The sequence below is a fragment of the Paraburkholderia bonniea genome, from assembly GCF_009455625.1.
GTDB classification, from domain to species: domain Bacteria; phylum Pseudomonadota; class Gammaproteobacteria; order Burkholderiales; family Burkholderiaceae; genus Paraburkholderia; species Paraburkholderia bonniea.
Window position 1 is genome coordinate 1865334 of record NZ_QPEQ01000001.1, and the last position, 19489, is coordinate 1884822.

Annotated in this window: 17 protein-coding genes; 12 read left to right on the forward strand and 5 right to left on the reverse strand. The window is 59.2% G+C overall.

Going from position 1 to position 19489, the window contains the following annotated elements; translation table 11 throughout:
- The first annotated feature begins 37 nt into the window (after nucleotides 1-37).
- The 6 genes from GH656_RS08130 to GH656_RS08155 all read left to right on the forward strand — a co-directional run bounded on the left by GH656_RS08130 (nucleotide 38) and on the right by GH656_RS08155 (nucleotide 6584).
- On the forward strand, nucleotides 38-508 hold the full coding sequence (locus tag GH656_RS08130) for an EndoU domain-containing protein (protein ID WP_153075408.1): 471 nt from the start codon (nucleotides 38-40) through the stop codon (nucleotides 506-508).
- Nucleotides 505-735: a hypothetical protein gene (locus tag GH656_RS08135; RefSeq protein ID WP_153075409.1), complete on the forward strand. Its 231-nt coding sequence runs from the start codon at nucleotides 505-507 to the stop codon at nucleotides 733-735. Before GH656_RS08130 ends, GH656_RS08135 begins: the two co-directional genes overlap by 4 nt.
- Before the next feature lie 319 nt (nucleotides 736-1054).
- A complete protein-coding gene (locus GH656_RS08140; protein WP_153075410.1) occupies nucleotides 1055-1702 on the forward strand; it encodes a hypothetical protein in 648 nt (215 codons plus the stop codon).
- Nucleotides 1703-1782: 80 nt separating this feature from the next.
- A complete protein-coding gene (locus GH656_RS08145; RefSeq protein WP_153075411.1) occupies nucleotides 1783-3612 on the forward strand; it encodes a ShlB/FhaC/HecB family hemolysin secretion/activation protein in 1830 nt (609 codons plus the stop codon).
- Nucleotides 3613-3979: 367 nt separating this feature from the next.
- Nucleotides 3980-5323 carry an SET domain-containing protein gene (locus GH656_RS08150; protein ID WP_153075412.1) on the forward strand — a complete coding sequence of 448 codons (1344 nt, stop codon included), beginning with the start codon at nucleotides 3980-3982 and terminating at the stop codon, nucleotides 5321-5323.
- 112 nt (nucleotides 5324-5435) lie between these two features.
- Nucleotides 5436-6584 (forward strand): SET domain-containing protein, encoded by a 1149-nt coding sequence (locus GH656_RS08155; RefSeq protein ID WP_153075413.1) that lies wholly within the window; start codon nucleotides 5436-5438, stop codon nucleotides 6582-6584.
- 78 nt (nucleotides 6585-6662) lie between these two features.
- Here GH656_RS08155 and GH656_RS08160 read toward each other — a convergent pair whose 3' ends face one another.
- The gene (locus GH656_RS08160; RefSeq protein WP_153075414.1) at nucleotides 6663-7541 is read right to left on the reverse strand and encodes a lipid A biosynthesis lauroyl acyltransferase; all 879 of its coding nucleotides are present in this window, start codon (nucleotides 7539-7541) and stop codon (nucleotides 6663-6665) included.
- A 472-nt stretch (nucleotides 7542-8013) separates the two neighbouring features.
- Nucleotides 8014-10539: a penicillin-binding protein 1A gene (locus tag GH656_RS08165; RefSeq protein WP_153075415.1), complete on the reverse strand. Its 2526-nt coding sequence runs from the start codon at nucleotides 10537-10539 to the stop codon at nucleotides 8014-8016.
- A 519-nt stretch (nucleotides 10540-11058) separates the two neighbouring features.
- Between GH656_RS08165 and GH656_RS18050 the strand changes: the two genes are divergently transcribed.
- The 3 genes from GH656_RS18050 to GH656_RS08185 all read left to right on the forward strand — a co-directional run bounded on the left by GH656_RS18050 (nucleotide 11059) and on the right by GH656_RS08185 (nucleotide 13853).
- Nucleotides 11059-11598 carry a plasmid mobilization protein gene (locus tag GH656_RS18050; RefSeq protein WP_246184234.1) on the forward strand — a complete coding sequence of 180 codons (540 nt, stop codon included), beginning with the start codon at nucleotides 11059-11061 and terminating at the stop codon, nucleotides 11596-11598.
- Nucleotides 11599-11782: 184 nt separating this feature from the next.
- Nucleotides 11783-12472 carry a PspA/IM30 family protein gene (locus tag GH656_RS08180; protein ID WP_153075416.1) on the forward strand — a complete coding sequence of 230 codons (690 nt, stop codon included), beginning with the start codon at nucleotides 11783-11785 and terminating at the stop codon, nucleotides 12470-12472.
- Nucleotides 12473-12623: 151 nt separating this feature from the next.
- Nucleotides 12624-13853, forward strand: coding sequence for a tetratricopeptide repeat protein (locus GH656_RS08185; RefSeq protein WP_153075417.1), 1230 nt, complete (start codon nucleotides 12624-12626; stop codon nucleotides 13851-13853).
- A gap of 121 nt (nucleotides 13854-13974) precedes the next feature.
- Here the strand turns inward: GH656_RS08185 and GH656_RS08190 are convergent, their stop codons facing one another.
- Entirely contained in the window at nucleotides 13975-15384 is a 1410-nt protein-coding gene (locus GH656_RS08190) for a heavy metal sensor histidine kinase (RefSeq protein WP_153075418.1), read from the reverse strand.
- A complete protein-coding gene (locus GH656_RS08195) occupies nucleotides 15381-16052 on the reverse strand; it encodes a heavy metal response regulator transcription factor (RefSeq protein WP_153075419.1) in 672 nt (223 codons plus the stop codon). Before GH656_RS08195 ends, GH656_RS08190 begins: the two co-directional genes overlap by 4 nt.
- A 157-nt stretch (nucleotides 16053-16209) precedes the next feature.
- Between GH656_RS08195 and GH656_RS08200 the strand changes: the two genes are divergently transcribed.
- The 3 genes from GH656_RS08200 (at nucleotide 16210) to GH656_RS08210 (ending at nucleotide 18420) form a co-directional block, all read left to right on the forward strand.
- Entirely contained in the window at nucleotides 16210-16839 is a 630-nt protein-coding gene (locus GH656_RS08200) for a DUF5666 domain-containing protein (protein WP_153075420.1), read from the forward strand.
- A 97-nt stretch (nucleotides 16840-16936) separates the two neighbouring features.
- A complete protein-coding gene (locus GH656_RS08205; RefSeq protein ID WP_153075421.1) occupies nucleotides 16937-17575 on the forward strand; it encodes a cytochrome b/b6 domain-containing protein in 639 nt (212 codons plus the stop codon).
- Complete coding sequence (locus GH656_RS08210) at nucleotides 17575-18420, forward strand: molybdopterin-dependent oxidoreductase (protein WP_153075422.1); 846 nt, start codon at nucleotides 17575-17577, stop codon at nucleotides 18418-18420. Before GH656_RS08205 ends, GH656_RS08210 begins: the two co-directional genes overlap by 1 nt.
- A gap of 172 nt (nucleotides 18421-18592) precedes the next feature.
- Here GH656_RS08210 and GH656_RS08215 read toward each other — a convergent pair whose 3' ends face one another.
- Nucleotides 18593-19357 carry a class I SAM-dependent methyltransferase gene (locus GH656_RS08215; protein ID WP_153075423.1) on the reverse strand — a complete coding sequence of 255 codons (765 nt, stop codon included), beginning with the start codon at nucleotides 19355-19357 and terminating at the stop codon, nucleotides 18593-18595.
- Between the last annotated feature and the right edge of the window lie 132 nt (nucleotides 19358-19489).

The window sequence follows — 19489 nt, forward strand, 5'->3', positions numbered from 1 at the left end:
TATTGCCGATCCGGCGACGCAGCTTGATCCGACGATCATGGCTGGAGCGCTGGTGACACCAGCAGGATCGAAACTCATTGAGGAGATTTTTAAGCCAGTTGGTGGCGCAGTTGATGCGATTGCGGGGTTGGTTGATTTTGTTTTTACGCAGGTGGGAGGGGATTCGGGGAAGGCTACAGACAGCGGTTCTGTATCCGACGTAAACTTGGCTTCGCCAGATCGAACAAATCACATTTTAAATGGCGATGCCACTGGCGGTGGGCATCTGTCGCCTGGTGCACCAGGTAAATCCGTTTTCCCGGACAGTTGGTCGGCCTCAAAGATAATGAATTCGGTATCCAATATTGCAACCGATCCATCGATTCCTGAGACGGTACAGGCGAACGGCCGCATTGTGAAAAATGGCACGGTTGATGGAATCGATATCCGGGTTGTGATTGAACCGGCTAGCAAAGGCGGAGGTATTGTGACCGCATTCCCAACGAACGTTCCAAGGAACCCGAAATGACACTGGATAAATCTCATTTTGACGAGCTGGGACGGCTCCTTCGGGAGTCACTTGCAGCGGTTACCAATAACCTCTCCGATCAAGATCGGAATGATGTCCACGACTACCTCGATCATGACGAATACGGGGTCGCCTACGAACTGCTGGCATTCGTAATAGATAAGCAGCGGCTAGCGTGCCCAACAGCTTTGGTGACCGCGGGCAAGAAGATGGGCATCGCGGATTAGGAGCGGGACCGGATTGTCGGTAACGCCGCCCACGAAGATTTGCTGCTACAAACAGTGCGACCGGGGCAGATAGTGCGGAAAATACCCTCACCGAGCCCCGGTGATCCAGTTTGTGCAATTCGTGGTTGTCGTGTGTGCGGCACCGGTTGACTAGAAAAGCCCCTTCATGCCCACCTTTTTTGAACCGAAGCAAAAATGAACCAATTGAACGCGAAGATCACGAGCCCACTCCCGATCGTGAGGATGTAGTCTTCGAAATTTGGTGTGGTAGCCGAGAGGTAGCTGAAACAACGACGTCACACTCGCCGCCCAGGGCAACGTGAACCTCACCACCGCACAGGACACATACGCCACACAGAACGGCTACCGCAAACACGAATACGGCTTCCTCTCCGGGCTCAATCCGCTGAACCAGCTTGATGGCGGGCTCCAGGGCTATTCGATCGGCACACGCAAGACGACCCAGACCCAGCAGGACACCCAGGTTTTGCACACCGGCAGCACGGCCGGTTCGCTCAACGGCAACCTGACCCTCATCGCAGGCAACCAGCTACACCTCACCGGCAGCACCCTGCATGCCGGCCAGGACGTGAATCTCGCTGGCCAGCGCGTGACGCTCGACGCCACGCACAACACCACCACGCACAAGCAGCAACACGCATTCAGCCAGACCGGGATTACCGCAGGCCTCAGCAGCCCCGCGCTCGCCGCCGCCCAGACCGCGAACCAGATGCGCCACGACCTCCAGCAAAGCCGTAACAGCACCGGGAACAACACCCGTCTCACCGCGCTGGCCGCCGCGACAACCGGCCTCGCGGGCAAAAACGCCTACGACGCCATCACAAGCAACCCCGCCCAGGCAGGCGGCATTGGCCTGAACCTCTCGCTCGGTACCAGCCACAGCCACAGCAATACCTCGGAATCCTTAATCCTGCATTGGAAATGCACCGACACCCCAACAATTTGAGTAGCATAACGATCCAAATTAAAAACCGAACACTCCACAAAAACCCACACAAAATCCACTAACCCAGGAACAATCAAGCAATGAAAATCCGCAACAAGCTGGCAGCCCTGCCGTTCACAGCCTTGGTATCGCTGGCCTCGAACGCACAGCACGCACCAACGCCAGCCGATAAAGCCGCCGCCGCGCGGGCCAATGCTGAGCAGAACCAGCAAATCCAGCAGCAGCGCGATGCGCAGCAACGCGACACGGTTGTACAAGCGCCCGCTGTGCGCTCAACCCTTCCCGTCTTCGAAGACTTTCCGCCGCTGCCCATCGAGACGCCCTGCTTTCGCATCCATACGTTCACGTTCGAAGTCCCCGCAACCCTGCCCGACGCAGTGCGCAACAACGGCGCGTCGGCTCTGGCGCAAGATCCGTTCGCTTTTGCGCGCGAATGGCTTGAGCACTATCGCGGCCAGTCCGCCAATGGGAGCGCCAATGGGAGCACCAACGAGAACGCCAACGGCCAGCCGCAATCCCCGCAGGACAGTGTGTGTCTCGGCAAGTCCGGCATTGATACGCTGGTCAAGGGGCTGCAGCAGGCCATCCTGAGCCGTGGCTATCTGACCACGCGTGTGCTCATCCCGCAGCAGGATCTGTCCAGCGGCACGCTGGCCTTTACGCTTATTCCAGGTGTTGTGCGCCAGCTCCGCTTTGCCAACCCTGAAACACGTGGCACGTTGTCCTCCGCTTTCCCCGTCCGCCCTAACGACCTGCTCAACCTGCGTGACCTTGAACAGGGGCTGGAGCAGATGAAGCGTGTCGCGTCGCAGGACGTGGAAATGCAGATCGAGCCTACCGGCACGCTGGGCGAAAGCGATGTCGTGCTAACGGTGCAGCGCTCGAAGCCGTGGAGTTTCGTCGCGTCCGTCGATAACTCGGGCGCGGATGCGACCGGCAAGTGGCAGGGTAATGTGAGCCTCGGTATCGACAACCCGCTCGGTCTGAATGATGTGTTCACGGCTGGTGCTAACCAGGACTTGTCGTTCGGCAACAAGTCGCTCGGTTCGCATGGCTTCAATGGTTCGTATTCTGTACCGTGGGGTTACTGGACGGCTACGCTGTCTGGCAGCAGCAACACTTACTACCAGAACATTGCGGGCGTGAACCAGACGTTCGTCTCCAGTGGCAACTCGCAGACTGCCGCGCTGAGGCTGGCGCGGGTGTTGAGCCGTAATCAGAGCGGTGTATCGGGCATTGAATTCCAGTTGTCAAAGCGCTTCGGCAAGAGCTTTATTGACGACACCGACATTGCGCAGCAGCGGCGCAACAACACCTTCATCGAGGTCGGCCTGACCAATCGGCATTACTTTGGCGCAGCGCAGTTCGACGGCACGCTGGCGTACCGCCAGGGCATCGGTGGGCTGGGTGCGACGCCTGATCCGTATCCGTCCGGCCCGACCTACCGTTACCGCATGGCGGTGCTCGATGCAAACCTGTCATTGCCGTTCGCTGTCGCGCAACAGCGTTTGCGCTACGTGACGACGGTTCACGCCCAGTTCACTAACGACACCCTGTTCTATCTGGACGATCTGGCCATCGGGAGCCGTTACACGGTGCGTGGCTTCGATGGCGAAACCATGCTGGCGGCCGAGAAAGGTTTCTACTGGCGTAACGAGTTGCAATGGCCGATTGGCCAGACGAAGCAGGCGTTGTATGCGGGAATCGACTATGGACGCGTGTTCGGACCGAACACGGTGTTTCTGGCCGGCACCCAGCTCGCGGGCGCAGTGATTGGCATCAAAGGGGGATTGCCGTCGCGCTTTGCCGCTCTCTCCTATGACCTGTTCATCGGCGCGCCACTCTACAAACCCAGCGGCTTGCCGGCTTCGCGCGTGAGTGCTGGCATGCAGGCAACAGCGCAGTTCTAGCGTGCCGTGAGCAACGCGGCGCACAGCGCAGGTGTGGGAACCGGCCGCGCAAGGTTCACCATCCCGCTTTCAGCGCCGCATTTCGAACCTTCCGCTAAAAATCGTTCCCGCTCAAAGGCTTAAGCCCTTTTCCAGGGAGTTTTCAACAGGTTCATTCACACCATCTGTGGATAACCTGGTGCCGCCATGGCCGGGCGATGGCCGCCACGGCAAAATTTTGTGTGGCAAGGAACGTTAAGCGGCGTGCTGTCACTTAAACGTTTCGGGGGCAGCGATGGCTGTCTGTCGATTCACATTTTTAGATACGATTTTTATTTTGAATTTTTCCCGCACATCGACCGCACCATCTGCACCCGCTACGCCATGCATGAGTGACCCGAAATTACCGCAAGGAGGTCTGGTAGTAAACGGATTTCAAAACCAGCTGCAAACCGGATCGACAACCATTTCATATCCGGTGCTGCCCAATAGTACCTCTGGCACTTCTGCGGCATCCGTCGGGCAAAACATTAGCAGCAGCAACCTGCGTTATAAAAATCTAACGATTGCCCCACCAGAAGTCCCGAAAACTGAAAAAAACAGCGCACTGGAAGAACTGAATACCACTTTTGCGCTCATTAGAAAAAAATTGAGCTTCGATTTATTTAATAAAAAAGATGGTACTTTACAAAAACTCGATGCCATCCATGAGCTATATGTTCACATGATGAATGGCAAATATAATTACAGTCCTTATTTTGCAGTTAAAAAACTAGAAGAATTAATTGCGCCAATTTTCCTCCGAATCAATGAGAACGTGCCTCAAGAAGACATGGATGAACTAGTGCAGGAAGGATATTTGTGCTTTGAGGATGATCACTATGAAACCACGCAATGCGCACAAAAAATTCTCGACTATCTCAAGCAACGGCACAGCATTTATGCCAAAGAAAATTTTCTGGCTGACCTGGAAAATCTGAGCGCGATTGACCTGATTAACCGTAAGCTGATAGGAAAATTTATTCCTGTCTGCATCACCGCCTATCATCACGAAAAAAATGGAGAATTTCCATTAAGGACACTCGACGGTAGTCCTCTTGAGATCGTAAGTATTGATTTATCTCCTCTCCCCGACTACCCTGATTTTTCCTCAGCAGAAAAAATCTGCACAATTTTTTCAGAAAAAACAGATAAAAACACGCGTCTGAAATTAATGACAGACGGCCTCAAATGCGAAATTATCACCCAGCCTAATCCACTCGATAATGGCAATGCATTGCTTGGCCATCGCGGCGTTTTTACCACCAGAGCATTCAAGCCCAATGAATTTATTACGTTCCATTCCGGCATTGCGTTGCAATCGTTTGAAGAGCGACTGCTTCTGCTTGATACCTACCTCTTCAATCTCTCCGGGGAGAGCTTCGCGGAAAATGGGGCGACCTTCACTAAAAAGTTGTCGGAATCGACTTATGCCGTGGTCGATGGCGATGCCATTGGCGCGATGATCAATACGATTTTTTCACGCGACCAGAACGGCATCATAGCGCAGGCAAAAACTGGCTATAACGCATTTACCCTCCCCCTCAAAATCCAGCTTAAAGACGGTTCAGTCATTTACCCGCCCGGCATTTTTGCCCTGCGTCCACTGCTTCCTGGAGAAGAATTGCGGCTTCACTACGGCTATTCAGAGATCGACGTGAACCGGGCGCTGAACTCCGAAAAACCTGTTTAGCCACTGCCCCTGTATCTGGAATAATCGCCGTCTCACGCTCTGACTGGCGTTCACTCACGCCAGGCTTACCAAGGCCTGGCCCCTGCATGCTGGCCGATGGATTAAATGCCCTATGACAACGTTTCCCCACCCGGCCACATCCGCCGTTGCGCTTGCCACAGCGCACGAAAAATTCAGCCAGAAAATGAGTGCGAATCTGCGCCGTGCACAGGAAAAATCCGCGCTGCTGGCGCAAAGCGGCGATCCCAAACTGCTGGAAGCCGCGCGCACACTGGCAAGCTTTGCTGACCGCCTCACCTCGAGCTTCAACGCAATCCCGCCGTTCTCGCCCTGGCATCTGTTTGAATGGCTGGGCCAGATCAACCAGATTTCCCTCGGCCTGCTGGACGATGCGATGCTGCAGCAACTCAGCGCGCACCAAATCATTCACTACGAAAAAGACGTGTCGCTGCGCCAGCAAGACAACGCGCATGAAATCATTGCCAGCTTGCCGCAGCCGCTTCAAGCCACGATCAGCCAGCATTTTGCCCGGCTGCAGATGATGGGCTGCATCAGCCGGATTGATTTCGACGCGCTGGAAACCTACGTGCTAACGCAAGCCAAACGCTACGTCCACGAAATCAATCAGGCCTACCCCCTGCGCACGCTGGATGGCGTGCCACTGAACGTCGCGCGAGTCGATGCCAACTCATTGCCCGACGCGTACCTCACACCGGCGACGCTGGCACAGCTCAACGCCACTTTCAGCGAGGCCACGCCTGCCAGCGAACGTCTGGCGCTCTGCACCCAGCACCTGGTGTGCCGCAGGTTGCAGAACACTGATTTACGTCCCGAAGACCCGCCGAGCCTCGCTGGGCAAAACGGCGTCTTTGCCGCGCGCGATTTTGCCACTCATGAACTGGTCGGTGCCTACACTGGTTATCTGATTACACGCAGCAACACGTGGTGCGTGCAGTCGCGCAGCTACAGCTTTTCGTGCAAGGACAAGCACTCGCCCGGAGCCATCAGCGAATTCACGGAAATTGTGGGGGACGGGATTATTTCGCGGGTGAATTCGCTTTTCACGAAAGACCCGCAAGGTCAGTTGGTGCAGGCACCAGACGGCTATAACACGGCGATTTACGGTGTTCGGCTGCTTCTGCAAGACGGCACCAGCATCATGCAGCCGTGCTATTTCACGGAACAGCCGGTGCAGCAAGGCGAAGAGTTTCGTGCCAACTACGGCTATACCGATGCGGCAGTTCAGATAGCGATCCGTTAAGACTGCCGCGAGGTGTACTTGAAAAGCGCGCTCGAAACACAACGCGCCAGGCCAGCGCGGCAGCACCTGGCCTAATACCTAATACACCGGCAGCTCTCCCACCGGCCGGTGCTTGAAGCGCTTGTGCACCCAGTAGTACTGGGCCGGAATGCGCTCGATCTCTGTCTCGAGAAATGCAGTAATCCGGCGAGCATCGACGCTCACATCAGCGGAAGGAAACTCCCGCAGCGGCTCGAAGATTTTCAGCTTATAGCCGCGATAGTCTGGCAGCACCTCAGTAATAAACGGCACCACCCGGGCATTGCCCGCTTTAGCAAGGCGCGACACCGAGGTCAGCGTGCAGGCCGGCACGCCAAAAAACGGCACGAACACCGAATCGCGCAAACCAAAATCCATATCAGCAGCAAGCATCACCGGCTTGCCACTGCGCAGCACCCGCAGCGCGCGGCGCACGCTGTCACCGCGCGGAATCATCTCGGTGCCAAAACGCGCGCGCTGGCGGCAGGAGAGCTGATCTAGCAACGCGTTCGACATCGGCGTATACAGCGAAGCCACCGGATAGCGCATCGAGTACATCATGCAGCCGGCTTCAATCCCCACGAAATGAAACCCAACGAAAATCGTCGGGCCTGCGGCGCTATCGTCCAGATCAATCGCGCTTTCAACCTGCACCAGACGCGCCAGCGTCTTCGCACTGCCATACCACTGCAGCCCACGCTCGACATAGCTGCGAATCACATGGCTAAAGTGCGCCCGCGCAAGACGCTCGCGCTCGTCATCGCTCAAATCCGGAAAGCACAGCTTCAGATTGATCTGCACTACCCGGCGGCGTGTGCCCGGAATACGGTAAAGCTGTGCGCCCAGCCATTCGCCAAAACGCGCCACCAGGCGATAAGGCAGCCACGCCAGCAGGCGCAGCAAGCCCGTGGTCAAAGTAACCAGAATGAAACTCTTCACAAACGAAAAACCCGGTAGATGCTATGTGAGGTAATGCACGGCCATGCGCCAACGGCCAAGCCTTGCGGCCAGCGCGGCAGCGGGATAACGCGGAAATCAGAAGCAGACAGGAAGAGGAGATATTTCGCGTTCAGGCGAGACAAATCGTTCCGGTGGCCTGAGATTGCATCCTGTGCATTCGTCAAACAATCAGGCCGCCGGAACCGCTGCCTGACAAGCCACCTAAAGCAGCGCAGATTAAAACACAGGCCTGCGCTAGACAAAATATGGGGTGAGTAAATTTTAAACCGCGTTAAACCCCGTTAAACCGCGCCGAAGCCCAACCCGAATAAGCCTCATACCCCTAAAACCCCTAATCCCCCGGACCACCTGAAGCAACACCCCCCAAACGAAGCAACTCGCGGCATAACCCACGGCATAACCCGCTACTGCCATGCCGTGCTCCCTGAGCTAAACCCCACGCCAGTGCTGCTCAAGGCTTTTCCGTGCCGAACAGATCCAGGATCTGTTTTTTCTCGCTGGACGATACATCCGGCGGGCTCAGCCCCGCCGCCCCGGCCTCGCCCAACGCGTCGCTGGCCCCGCCCAGCGGATTCGCGGCATCCAGCCCGATGCTGGAAACAAAGCCATGGCCAGGCGTCATATCGGCGAAATACAGCTCGCCATCCAACGTGGTCACGCCCGCCGGCATCGCCGGTTCAGCCTGCGGCACGCCACGCAGCGCACGTTGCATGTAGCCGTTCCAGATCGGCAACGCCAGTTGCGCGCCAAACTCCCGGCTACCCAAGCTTTTCGGCTGGTCATAACCCATCCACACCACCGCCACCAGCGACTGCTGATAGCCCGCGAACCAGCCATCCTTCGCATCGTTGGTGGTGCCGGTCTTGCCCTGCAAATCCGAACGCTGCAGCGCGTTGGTGCCCGAGCCCGTGCCAGCGCTCGCTACCGAATGCAGCAGGCTGTTCATCACATAAGCATTCCGCGGCTCCAGGGTTTGCGGCGCATCCCGCCCGGCGACAACGGGCTTGGCTTGCGCCAGCACCGTGCCACGCGCGTCACTCACCTGCGCGATCAGATAAGGCGTCACGCGATAGCCGCCATTCGCAAACACCGCATACGCCGCCGCCGACTGTAGCGGCGTGACGAGCCCAGCGCCCAGTGCCATCGGCAGGTACGGCGGGGTTTTGGCAGCGTCGAAGCCAAAGCGCTGCGTGACGAACTGCTGCGCGTACTGCGTGCCGATGAACGACAAAATGCGGATCGACACCAGGTTCTTCGATTTTTGCAGCCCAAGCCGCATCGGCATCGGGCCCTCCGGCTGATCGTCGTCCTTGGGCTCCCACGCTTCGCCGCCAGGCGAAGCGGGCGGGAAATACAGCGGCGCGTCGTTAATCAGCGTCGCGGGCCCCACGCCTTTATCCAGCGCGGCCGAATAGATAAACGGCTTGAAGCTGGAACCTGGCTGACGCCATGCCTGAGTCACGTGATTAAACTTGTTCTGGCTGAAATCGAAGCCGCCAACCAGCGCGCGAATCGCTCCGTCCTGTGGTGCCAGCGACACCAGTGCGCTTTCCACCTGCGGCATCTGCGTGATCTGCCAGTTGCCTTTGGCATCCGCCATCAGACGCACGATTGAACCTGGCCGCACGCTGGACGCCACCGCCGCACGCGGCCCGAGCGCTGCGGCCGCAAAGCGCAGGCCTTCACCGCGAATGGTCGCCACGGTGCCATCAGACAACGCCGCCGTGACCTCCTTCGCACTCGCCGCCGTCACCACCGCCGTGACCAGTTCACCGTTATCCGGATGATCGGCCAGCGCATCGGCAATTGCCTCATCGCGCGCATCAGTGGTGGCCGGCAACGCGACAAACCCCTCTGGGCCGCGATAGCCGTGACGCCGCTCGTAATCCATCACGCCCTTGCGCACAGCGCGATACGCCGCCTCCTGGCCCGCCGAATCAATCGTGGTCGTCACATTCAGCCCCAGCGAGTAGGTCTCCTCCTTGTATTGCGCGTACATCGTCTGACGCACCATCTCCGCGACATATTCGGCATGCACGCTGTATTCGCCGCCCACCGCCCGGGTGTGCAACGGCTCGGCCAGCGCCGCAGCGTATTGCGCCTGGTTGATGAAATTCAACTCCAGCATGCGTTTCAGGATGTATTCCTGACGAATCCGCGCCCGCTTGGGATTGACCACCGGGTTATACGCCGACGGCGCTTTTGGCAAGCCAGCCAGCATTGCCGCCTCGCCCAGCGTGATGTCTTTCAGATCCTTGCCGAAATAAACCCGCGCAGCGGCAGCAAAACCGTAGGCGCGCTCGCCCAGATAAATCTGGTTCATATACAACTCGAGAATCTGGTCTTTGGTCAGCGCCCGCTCAATCTTGTACGCCAGCAGCATCTCGTAGAGCTTGCGGGTATAGGTTTTTTCGCTGGATAAAAAGAAGTTGCGCGCCACTTGCATCGTGATCGTGCTGGCACCTTGCGACGCGCCGCCGTGGAGCACATCGGTCAGGCCCGCGCGCAAGATGCCAAGGAAATCGACACCGCCATGCTCATAAAAGCGGGCATCCTCAATCGCCAGCACCGCTTTTTTCATCACATCCGGCATCTCCTGAAAGCGCACCACGCTGCGCCGTTCTGCACCGAATTCACCGATCAGCACGTGGTCGGCGGTATAGACCCGCAGCGGGATCTTTGGCCGGTAGTCGGTCAGCGCATCCAGCGAAGGCAGATTCGGGCCCATCACCACCAGCGCATAACCCAGCACCAGCGCGCCGATCACCCCGGCCAGCGCCGCCAGTCCGGCGAACCACAGCATCAGCGTGACGTAAAACGAGCGGCCCGCACGCGCCGCCCGGGTGCGCGCGCTGGAAGCACGTGGCGGCGTCCGGCGCTCAGGCCCGGAGGAGGAAGAGGAAGCACTGGAGGAGGAGCGGGTGCCCTGACGGCGGCTGGCAGAAGACGATGACTGCGGCGATTTGATGATGGGCATTGACTGGCTTGATTTAAGCGGGACGGACTAAAAAAGCAGTTGGACGGCTGGGCAGGCTCACCCGCGAACCTGGTGCACGGTGCACGGTGGATAGTGGACCGCACGGCGCGCCATGGCGAACGGGAAACAGGTGAACGCGCGCGACGACGCATTTTAATGAGATTAGCCAGCGGCTCTGACGACTTTTTTGTAAGAATTACCGCAACAGCGTACTGCCTGGATGCCACTCAGGTTTGCGGTTGCGGCTCAATCCTGCTCCAGACATGACGTCTCCCGGCGCAGAGCCGGGCTCCCAAGCCGCGATGAGCCCGTGCCGGGTGGCGCTAGCATGATGGCTTAAAGCTGTTTCATTAGACTATTCAGACACTCTTCTGCTGAAACGCCTCGAAATATGCGGTAAACGCCTGATATCACCGGATCTCCCGTTCTGTCTTAATTAAGTTATTTCGCCTAAGAACGACTGCGCCTATGATGGCCAGATCGTGCTGCGATTTGGCGCCAGGCACCCGCGAGCCCACCATGAACCCGCCCAGCGAACGCATTGTCGTCATCGTCACGCCCGCGCAAAAGCGCGCGATTGCGGCACGCGCCCGGGATCTCGGGATTAGCGTCAGCGAATTGATGCGGCGCGCGGTGCTGAGCTTCAGCGCAACCAGCGAGCAGATGAAAGTGGCCAGCATCGTGGACCGCCTCAATGCCGCCCGCACACCGGACACGCTCGGCGAAGCACTACGGCGCGTCGCCAGCAGCCATCGCGGTGCGCGCCAAAACGGGACGCGCACTGGTGCTCTGCAGGTTGTGCCGCTTGCCTCCGCTGTACCCGCTGTGCCGGTGACAGCGGCAACGGCCATAACGGCAGCAGCAACAGCCGCCCCCATCGGCGTGATACCCGTGGCAGCAGCACCAGCAGCGGCCCCCGCTGAGCCAACAGCGCCTCTTACCGCAGCAGCGCCAGCACTCGCCCTGCTCCCCCCTGCAACGGCCTCAACCACGCCTGTGGCCCCTGATGAAAACATCGCATCCGCTGGCCCTCTCCCCCCTGTGCCGCCTGCGGCTTAAAGCCTGTTTCAGGATAAGCGGTGGTGTAATATCGGCGCGCCTCGCCTGCTGCGTCGAGCCTTTACAGCGCGCTTTCGCACCCGGCGAGCCACCTGAAACCTGAAACAGCTTCGGCCCCGGTTTTGCTGCAACGCGGGTTCACAGCACGGATTCCAGGCTCTTATTTCATTTACGGAGGTTCTTCATGTCGCTCATAGACAGCATTTCGCGCACGCTCAAAGGTCTTCTGAACGATGCTGCCGATTCCGTTCAGGATCCTTCGCGCGATTCACGCCAGATCGTGCGCGAACTGGATGACAGCATCGCCAAAGCAGAAAACGCGCTGATCGAAATTCAGGCACAAGTCGCCATGCAGCAAAGCAAGCGTGACGTCGCCGCCGACAAGGCAAAAAAATACGAAGACGGCGCTAAACGCGCCCTGCAAAGCAGCGACGAAGCGCTCGCACGCGAAGCCCTCGGGGCCCAGGCCACCGCCGAAGCCGAACGCGACGCGCTGGCCCAGGAACTCGGCACGCTGGAGCCTTCCGTGGCTCAGCTCAAAAGCCAGATCGACGATATGCGTCAGCGGCGCAACGACCTGAACGCGCGTTCCAGCATTCTTCAGGCGAAGCAACAGATCGCTGAGGCAAAAGATGTGGCCGCCACGGCACTGGGCGGAATCGGCGGCAAAAATCTCTCTGAGGACTTTCGCAAGCTGGAAGACAAGGTCGCGCTGTCCAATGCACGTTCGGACGCACGTCTGAATTCAGCAGACGTCAAAAGCGGCAAGGCACTTGACGACAAGCTCGCCGAACTCAACCGCGGCCCATCGGTGGAAGAGCGCCTCGAAGCGCTGAAAAAACAGATCGCCAGCACCACTCCAGCCGGGCAATAAACCCGCACGGTGCGGAGCCCTCCGGCTCGCGGGCACCGCACCATGCTGGCCACTGGCCACCCTGTCCCGATCCACCTGGGCCACGCATCACCCTGCCGCATTACCCTGTTGTTTGCCATGGAGACGGGGGTTTAACCGCCCCGCCCGCATCATGAAAAAATTTCTTGCCGCGATCCTGGTTGTATTGCTCTTCGCCTCAGGCAGCGCTTTTGCCGTGCCCACCGTGGCGCAAATCGAAAGCGCGATGCAACAAGGCAACTGGCGTCAAGCCGATGCTGGGCTCACAGAAGTACTGCAAGCGCATCCGAACAACGCACGGGCGCATTACCTGTACGCCCAGGTGCTGGACCGCGAAGGCCGTTATGCCGATGCGCTGGCTCAGGTGCAACGCGCCAAAGCCCTCGATCCGCAACTGCGCTTCACCGATCCAGCCCGCTTCGCCCAGACCGAAAACCGCCTGCGCCGCAACGCTGAGCGCGCTGGCGTGCTCTCCGGCAACAACACCAGCACCAGCAATCCGTTTATCCAGCGAGTGCCGCCCGCCGCCACGGCCGCTGTGCCCAACCGCATTGCGGCAGCTCCGGTCCAGGCCTCGCACGGGCCATCACTAGCTTCATGGATTGGCATTGCGCTGCTGTTTGGCGTTATCGCACTGGTGCTGCGCTGGACTGTGCGCCGCGCACGTTCGCGGGTCGATTCACGCGCGGGTGACGACCGCCGCCAGCAACTCAAACGCGCCACCGAGCTACTTAACGCCGTGCGCTCACTCAAACTGGATGTAAGGCTTTCGAGCGCGCCAGGTCATGACGGGCTGAAGCAGGAAGTTGAAGCCACCGAAACCCAGCTACGCGAACTAGTTGAAGCGCTATCAACCGGCCAGAACCCCGTACCGCCCTACCAGATCGACGAACTAGAGCAGCAAGTTGAACGGCTCAAGGCTCGCGCTGACGGCCGTCCTGAACCGGTCACCACCACAGGCGGCAATGGTGCCGCTACCGGCGAATCCATCTTTGCTCGCGAAGCGGAGGCGCAGTTTGGCCGCGCCCCCACGCCCGCCGCTAACGTGCCGTATCCACCATATCCGCCACAGCCCCCGCAGCAGCAACCGCCTGTCGTCGTCCAGCAAGGCGGTGGCGGCAATGGTGGCATCGGCGGCCTGCTAACCGGGGTGCTGCTGGGCCAGATGCTCAATAACGGAGGCCGTGAGCGCCCGATTGAGCGCGATGGCAGTTTCGGCAGCGGCAGCGGTAACAACGCCGCAGGTGGAGGCGACCAGGGCGGGCTGGATCTAGGCCAGGGCTCGAACGACTGGAATGACGGCGGCTCAGGCCAGATTGATCTCGGCGGTAATGACGATTCAGGCGGCTGGGGCAATACCTGACGCAAACCCCGCCCATACCGGCTGGCGCGAACCCGGCGAACCCAGGCAACAGGCTCGCGCCAGTTGCACAAAAAACGCATCGGAGCGCCACGCCCCATGCGCCCCAGACGCCCCACCACCGCTATTGCACCGCCCGCGCGGGAAACTCCAGCACAAAACGGATGACGCCAGGCCGTGGACACGATACCTGGGCCGTTCCGCCATGCAGATGCATGATCGCGCTGACGATTGCCAGCCCGAGGCCATTCGATGTGCTTGGCGTACTGCGCGCCGCATCCCCCCGGTAAAACCGGTCGAACAGACGTCCTAACTGCGCGGGTGTAACCGGCTCGCCGTCATTTTCAACCCACACCGTCGCGCCTTGCGCATGCTGCGTGGCGCTCAGGCGCACACAGGTATCGTCTGCGCCATAGCGCAAGGCATTCACCACGAGATTGTTAATCGCCCGGCGGCACAGCAGCGGATTAGCCCACATCTGGCCTTCGGCCTGCACACTGAAACGCATGCCGCGCTCGCTTGCCAGCCCTTCGAAATAATCGGCAATCTTGCTCATCTCTTCATGCAACGCCATGGGCTGGCGCGCAATCACCAGTGCCGCATGATCGGCCTGGGCCAGAAACAGGATGTTTTCGATGATGCGGCTTAAGCGCTCCAGCTCTTCCAGATTCGATTCCAGCACCTTGCGGTACTCCTCGGGCTGACGCGCCTGCCCAAGCGCCACTTGAGTCTGCCCCGTCAGGATCCCCACCGGGGTGCGTATTTCATGCGCCAAATCGGCAGAAAACTGTGACAAGCGTTGATAGCCCTCTGCCAGCCGGTCCAGCATTGCATTGAACGCCTGCGTCAGTTGCTGCAATTCAGGCGGTGCCTCGGCGAGATTCAGACGCACCATCAGATTTTTCGGGCTAATTTGCGCCGCTTGCCGCACCATGCCGCGCAATGGCTTGAACAAGTGCCACAGCACAGCAAAGGCCAGCAACGTCGCTGCCAGCATGCCGCCCAGCGTGGCCAGCACAATCCCATTGCGCCAGCGCTTGAGCATCTGCACTTCGCTGGTCATCGGATGCCCGGCAATCACATCGACCGGCGTGCCATCCTCGCGCGCCAGGGTCCTGGCGCTCACCCAGTGAACCGGAACACCATCGGGCAAGAACGTGCGCTGAATCTCCACCGGCCCCAGTGCATGGTCCTGAACGGACACCGTCAGGCTGGGTATGGGCAGGTTGTCTGGATTAACGTGGATAAAAGGCGCTTCGCCCGGTTTGCGGAAAAACAGCATGTCACGCTCCGAACCCAGCATGGTTTCGAAAAGCAACGGCCGCTCTTTTAATTCTCTGACGGTGTACATCTCGCGCACCAGCCGGCTGAAATGCGCCACCCGCGCGGCCAGCACGAGATCGGCCTGGCGCTCCAGCGATTGACGTGCAACCTGATAAAAATACGTGCCCAGCATGCCCGTCACCACGCATGCGACCAGCGCAAACAACACGGTTGCCCGCGCGCTCAACGACCATGCGCCCCAGCGTTTCATAAGCCGTCACCAAAACGGTAACCAATGCTGCGCACCGTATGAATCAGCTTGCGCTCGAATGGCTGATCAATCTTGGCGCGCAAGCGCTTGATGGCGACATCGACCACATTGGTGTCGCTGTCGAAATTCATGCCCCAGACTTCTGCTGCAATCTGCATGCGCGACAGCGCCAGGCCTTCACGCCGAAGCAGCAGATGCAACAGCATGAATTCCTTGTTGGTCAGCGTGATATCCACGCCTTCACGCATCACGGTACGGCGCAAAACATCAATCCTTAAACCCGCCACCTCAAGCACCTCCTGTTCACGCGCCCCGCCCCGCCGTAGCAAGGTGCGGATGCGCAGCACGAGTTCGATGAAGGAAAAAGGCTTGACCAGATAATCGTCCGCGCCGAGTTCAAGGCCGCGAATACGGTCGTTCACATGATCGCGGGCGGTGAGAAAAATCACGCGCAGATCATGCTGCGCGCGTAGCACCCGCATGATTTCCCAACCGTCGATGCCAGGCAACATCACATCAAGCACCACTAATTCGTACTGCTGCTCCAGCGCCATATGCAGGCCTTCTGAGCCGGTTCGCGCGAGATCAACGGCATAGCCGCTTTCGCGCAGACCTTGCTTCAGGTAAGCGCCTGTCTTGGGGTCGTCTTCGATAATCAGAATGCTCATACGCGGGGGATCAAGGTCGTGGCGAATCGCGCTGCGCGCCATTCTAGCCGCATCACCCATGGCGCTAGATGACGCATTTGTCACCAAAAAATCATCTGAAAGTCCAGACTGCTTCGTTATCCTTTAGAGGATTTCCCTATTTTTTAAAGGACCCGTCATGACTTTCGCTTCAGGCAGATTCATCCGTCCATTCACCGCAGCGCTGGCTCTCGCCAGCGCTTTTTTTGTCATCAGCCCGGCCAGCGCGCAGAACACCACCCCCACCGGGGTGCGCGGCACGATTACCGCCCTCGCGGGCGATACGCTCAGCGTGCGGACCAAAGCGGGCAAAGAGGTGGCCGTGAAACTCGCCGCTGACACCGCCGTACGCGGCGTCAGTCTGGACAAAATCGAAAACATCAAGAGCGGCAGCTATATCGGTGCGGCCTCCATCCCTCAAGCCGATGGCACGCTCAAGGCACTCGAAGTGCATGTGTTCCCGCCATCGCTGCGCGGTAGTGGCGAAGGCCATCGCGCATGGGATCTCGGCAAGAACAGCACGATGACGAACGGCACAGTAGGCGATCTGGTGGTCAGCAATGGCCGCACGATCACCGTCAAATATCCGAACGGCGAAAAGAAAATCGTGGTCCCGGCAGATGTCCCGATCGTTAGCCTGACGCTCGGCGACCGTTCACTCCTCCGGCCTGGTACGCATGTCGTGCTATTCGCGCAGAAAAGCGCGGACGGCTCGCTCGTCGCCAAGTTCATTTCGGCTGGCAAAGACGGGATCGTGCCGCCGATGTAAGCCCTCAATTGCCGCGTAGCACCAGCACGCTACGCGGCCTGCATCACCTTTTTCCCGTGTTTTTCTGCCCCATGTTTTTCTGCCAAATCCCTGCGCCATGAACTTATCGCCCCATCAGGAACGGCCCGCGGCGAGCCATCCGCTGGTCGTGCGCGTGACTCACTGGATCAATGCCTGCGCCATCGTCTGCATGGTGATGAGCGGCTGCGCGATCTATAACGCCTTCCCTATTTTTGCTTTCCGCTTCCCCGCCTGGGCCACTGTCGGCGGCTGGCTTGGGGGCTCGATTGCATGGCATTTCGCGGCGATGTGGCTGCTGTGTGTGAACGGCCTGGTCTACGTGATCTTCGGCCTGGTGAGCGGGCGCTTCCGTCAGCGCTTTCTACCGGTGCGGCCAGCCGATGTGATGCGCGACCTGGTGCTGGCGGCACGCTTCAAACTGCCCCATGAAAATGGCGCGTACAACGCGGTGCAAAAGCTGCTCTACCTCGTCGTGCTGCTGCTGGGCGTATTGCTGGTGACATCGGGCTTGTCGCTCTGGAAACCCGTGCAACTCGCCTGGCTGAGCGCGCTGTTCGGCGGCTTCGACTTCGCCCGGCGAGTTCATTTTTTCGCCATGGCGGGCGTCGTCGGCTTCGTGGTGATTCACCTGGCGCTCGTGATCCTCGTGCCTCGCACCTTGCTAGCCATGCTGAACGGACGCTCAAAACGCACCTCGCACAGGAGCGCGCACTGATGAACGAGAAAAAAATCATCCTTCCCGCCAAGGCCGATATAGAGCGCGGCACCCAAACCCGGGCACAGACAACGCCGGGCCGCGTGCTGCAACCACGTGCCGCAACATCCATCAATCTCGCCGATCACCAGCCACAAATCGCGCGGCTGCAGCGACGGCTGTTCTTGCGCACGTCACTCTCGCTCGGCGCGTTAAGCATGCTCTCTGGCTGCACGCTGCAAGACGGTGATGCCGTCGACAAAGTGTTGTGGGCCATGTCACGCTGGAATGACCGGGTGCAAGGCTGGCTTTTTAGCCGCAACCGGCTGGCACCCACCTACGCTGCCAGCGAAATCACAAACCCGTTTCCATTCAATGCGTTTTATCCGGAATTCGATGTGCCAGAGATCGACGGCACCGAGTACACGCTGGAACTCTCCGGCCTGATTGCCAACCGGCGTCCATGGACCCTCGAGCAGTTGCGCCAGCTCCCGCAGTCAGCGCAAATCACGCGCCACATTTGCATTGAAGGCTGGAGTGCGGTTGGCGAGTGGCGCGGCGTGCCATTGCGCACGTTTCTTGAACGTGTCGGTGCCGATACCAGCGCCCGTTACGTCGGTTTCAAATGCGCGGACCGGTATTACAGCAGCCTCGACATGGCAACCGCGCTCCATCCGCAGACACTGCTTGCACTCGATTTCGGCCATCAGCCGTTGCCGTCCAAATATGGCTATCCGCTAAAACTACGCGTGCCCACCAAGCTCGGCTTCAAGAATCCGAAACACATCACGGCTATTTTTGTCAGCAATACCAATCCAGGCGGGTATTGGGAGGATCAGGGCTATAACTGGTTCAGCGGGTTATAGCCCTGATCACAGAGAAGGAAAAATGGAGGAACGCGGGAAGGATGAAGCCTGTCCGTCTTGCCAACGCACTGAACCAAGCCTGTTTTTTTATTTATTCTGCACAGCGCCAGGCCATCCGCATGCTGCACGCTCAGGCAGCGTCGCCCTACCTCCAAGCAACGCCGCTTCACCTTCAAGCAGGCCGCCCCACATACACCCACGTGTCGTAAGTCAGCTCAATCTCACCGTCTTGCGCGGTGCGCTCAAAGAGCGTGCGTAACGCCGCTTGCATCGGCGCGTAATTCGCATGCCCTGGTTTCGGCGCATACGACGACGACATCAATCGGCCCTGCACCCCGGCCAGATCCAGCCGCTGATGATTGGCAAAGCGCGCCTGATGCAAAAACCCCTGGCCAAACCACTCGGCCATCGCCGCATCATCGGCATAACGCTCCGCCACCAGCGTGTAATCGATGCCATAGCGCCTCAGCAGCGCTTCGTAGCCCGCCAGAAACGGCGAACCCTCAAGCCTGCGGCTATTCCAGAACAGCGCGACCAAGCCAGATGGCGTCAGAATGCGAGCGAATTCGCGCCGGGCTGTCGCTGGATCAAACCAGTGGAACGCCTGCGCAGCGATCACCAGATCGACACTCGCGGCCTCCAGTGTGGTCGCTTCGGCCGTCCCTGCAACACTGCGAAACAACCCCGAGTCGCCCAACCAGCTATCGGCGGCAGCCCGCATCGCCTGATTCGGTTCGACCGCGATGACCGGATGGCCCGCCGCGATAAATAGTTGCGCCGAAATCCCCGTGCCCGCGCCGATATCCGCTACCCTGGCGGCGGGTGCCACACCACAGGTCTCATGCAGAAAACTAACGACTTCCTGCGGATAACTCGGGCGGTATTTGACGTAATCAGCGACGCGATCAGTAAAGCGTTGAGTCGAATTGAGAGTCATCGAAAATCTCCTGTGACAGAACCCGCTACGGCTGCAATGCCGGGCGCTCCGCTCGGGCCTAGCCGCCACCGAGCAGGCGCAACAAGCGCCAGAAAAACTCGCACACCGCCACCAGCCACTCCCATAGACTCG

Bases quoted from the DNA above. Each gene is read 5' to 3' on its own strand.
- GH656_RS08130 (WP_153075408.1), top strand. From the start codon at position 38: ATGGCTGGAGCGCTGGTGACACCAGCAGGATCGAAACTCATTGAGGAG.
- GH656_RS08135 (WP_153075409.1), top strand. From the start codon at position 505: ATGACACTGGATAAATCTCATTTTGACGAGCTGGGACGGCTCCTTCGG.
- GH656_RS08145 (WP_153075411.1), top strand. From the start codon at position 1,783: ATGAAAATCCGCAACAAGCTGGCAGCCCTGCCGTTCACAGCCTTGGTA.
- GH656_RS08150 (WP_153075412.1), top strand. From the start codon at position 3,980: ATGAGTGACCCGAAATTACCGCAAGGAGGTCTGGTAGTAAACGGATTT.
- GH656_RS08155 (WP_153075413.1), top strand. From the start codon at position 5,436: ATGACAACGTTTCCCCACCCGGCCACATCCGCCGTTGCGCTTGCCACA.
- GH656_RS08165 (WP_153075415.1), bottom strand. From the start codon at position 10,539: ATGCCCATCATCAAATCGCCGCAGTCATCGTCTTCTGCCAGCCGCCGT.
- GH656_RS18050 (WP_246184234.1), top strand. From the start codon at position 11,059: ATGAACCCGCCCAGCGAACGCATTGTCGTCATCGTCACGCCCGCGCAA.
- GH656_RS08180 (WP_153075416.1), top strand. From the start codon at position 11,783: ATGTCGCTCATAGACAGCATTTCGCGCACGCTCAAAGGTCTTCTGAAC.
- GH656_RS08185 (WP_153075417.1), top strand. From the start codon at position 12,624: ATGAAAAAATTTCTTGCCGCGATCCTGGTTGTATTGCTCTTCGCCTCA.
- GH656_RS08190 (WP_153075418.1), bottom strand. From the start codon at position 15,384: ATGAAACGCTGGGGCGCATGGTCGTTGAGCGCGCGGGCAACCGTGTTG.
- GH656_RS08195 (WP_153075419.1), bottom strand. From the start codon at position 16,052: ATGAGCATTCTGATTATCGAAGACGACCCCAAGACAGGCGCTTACCTG.
- GH656_RS08200 (WP_153075420.1), top strand. From the start codon at position 16,210: ATGACTTTCGCTTCAGGCAGATTCATCCGTCCATTCACCGCAGCGCTG.
- GH656_RS08205 (WP_153075421.1), top strand. From the start codon at position 16,937: ATGAACTTATCGCCCCATCAGGAACGGCCCGCGGCGAGCCATCCGCTG.
- GH656_RS08210 (WP_153075422.1), top strand. From the start codon at position 17,575: ATGAACGAGAAAAAAATCATCCTTCCCGCCAAGGCCGATATAGAGCGC.
- GH656_RS08215 (WP_153075423.1), bottom strand. From the start codon at position 19,357: ATGACTCTCAATTCGACTCAACGCTTTACTGATCGCGTCGCTGATTAC.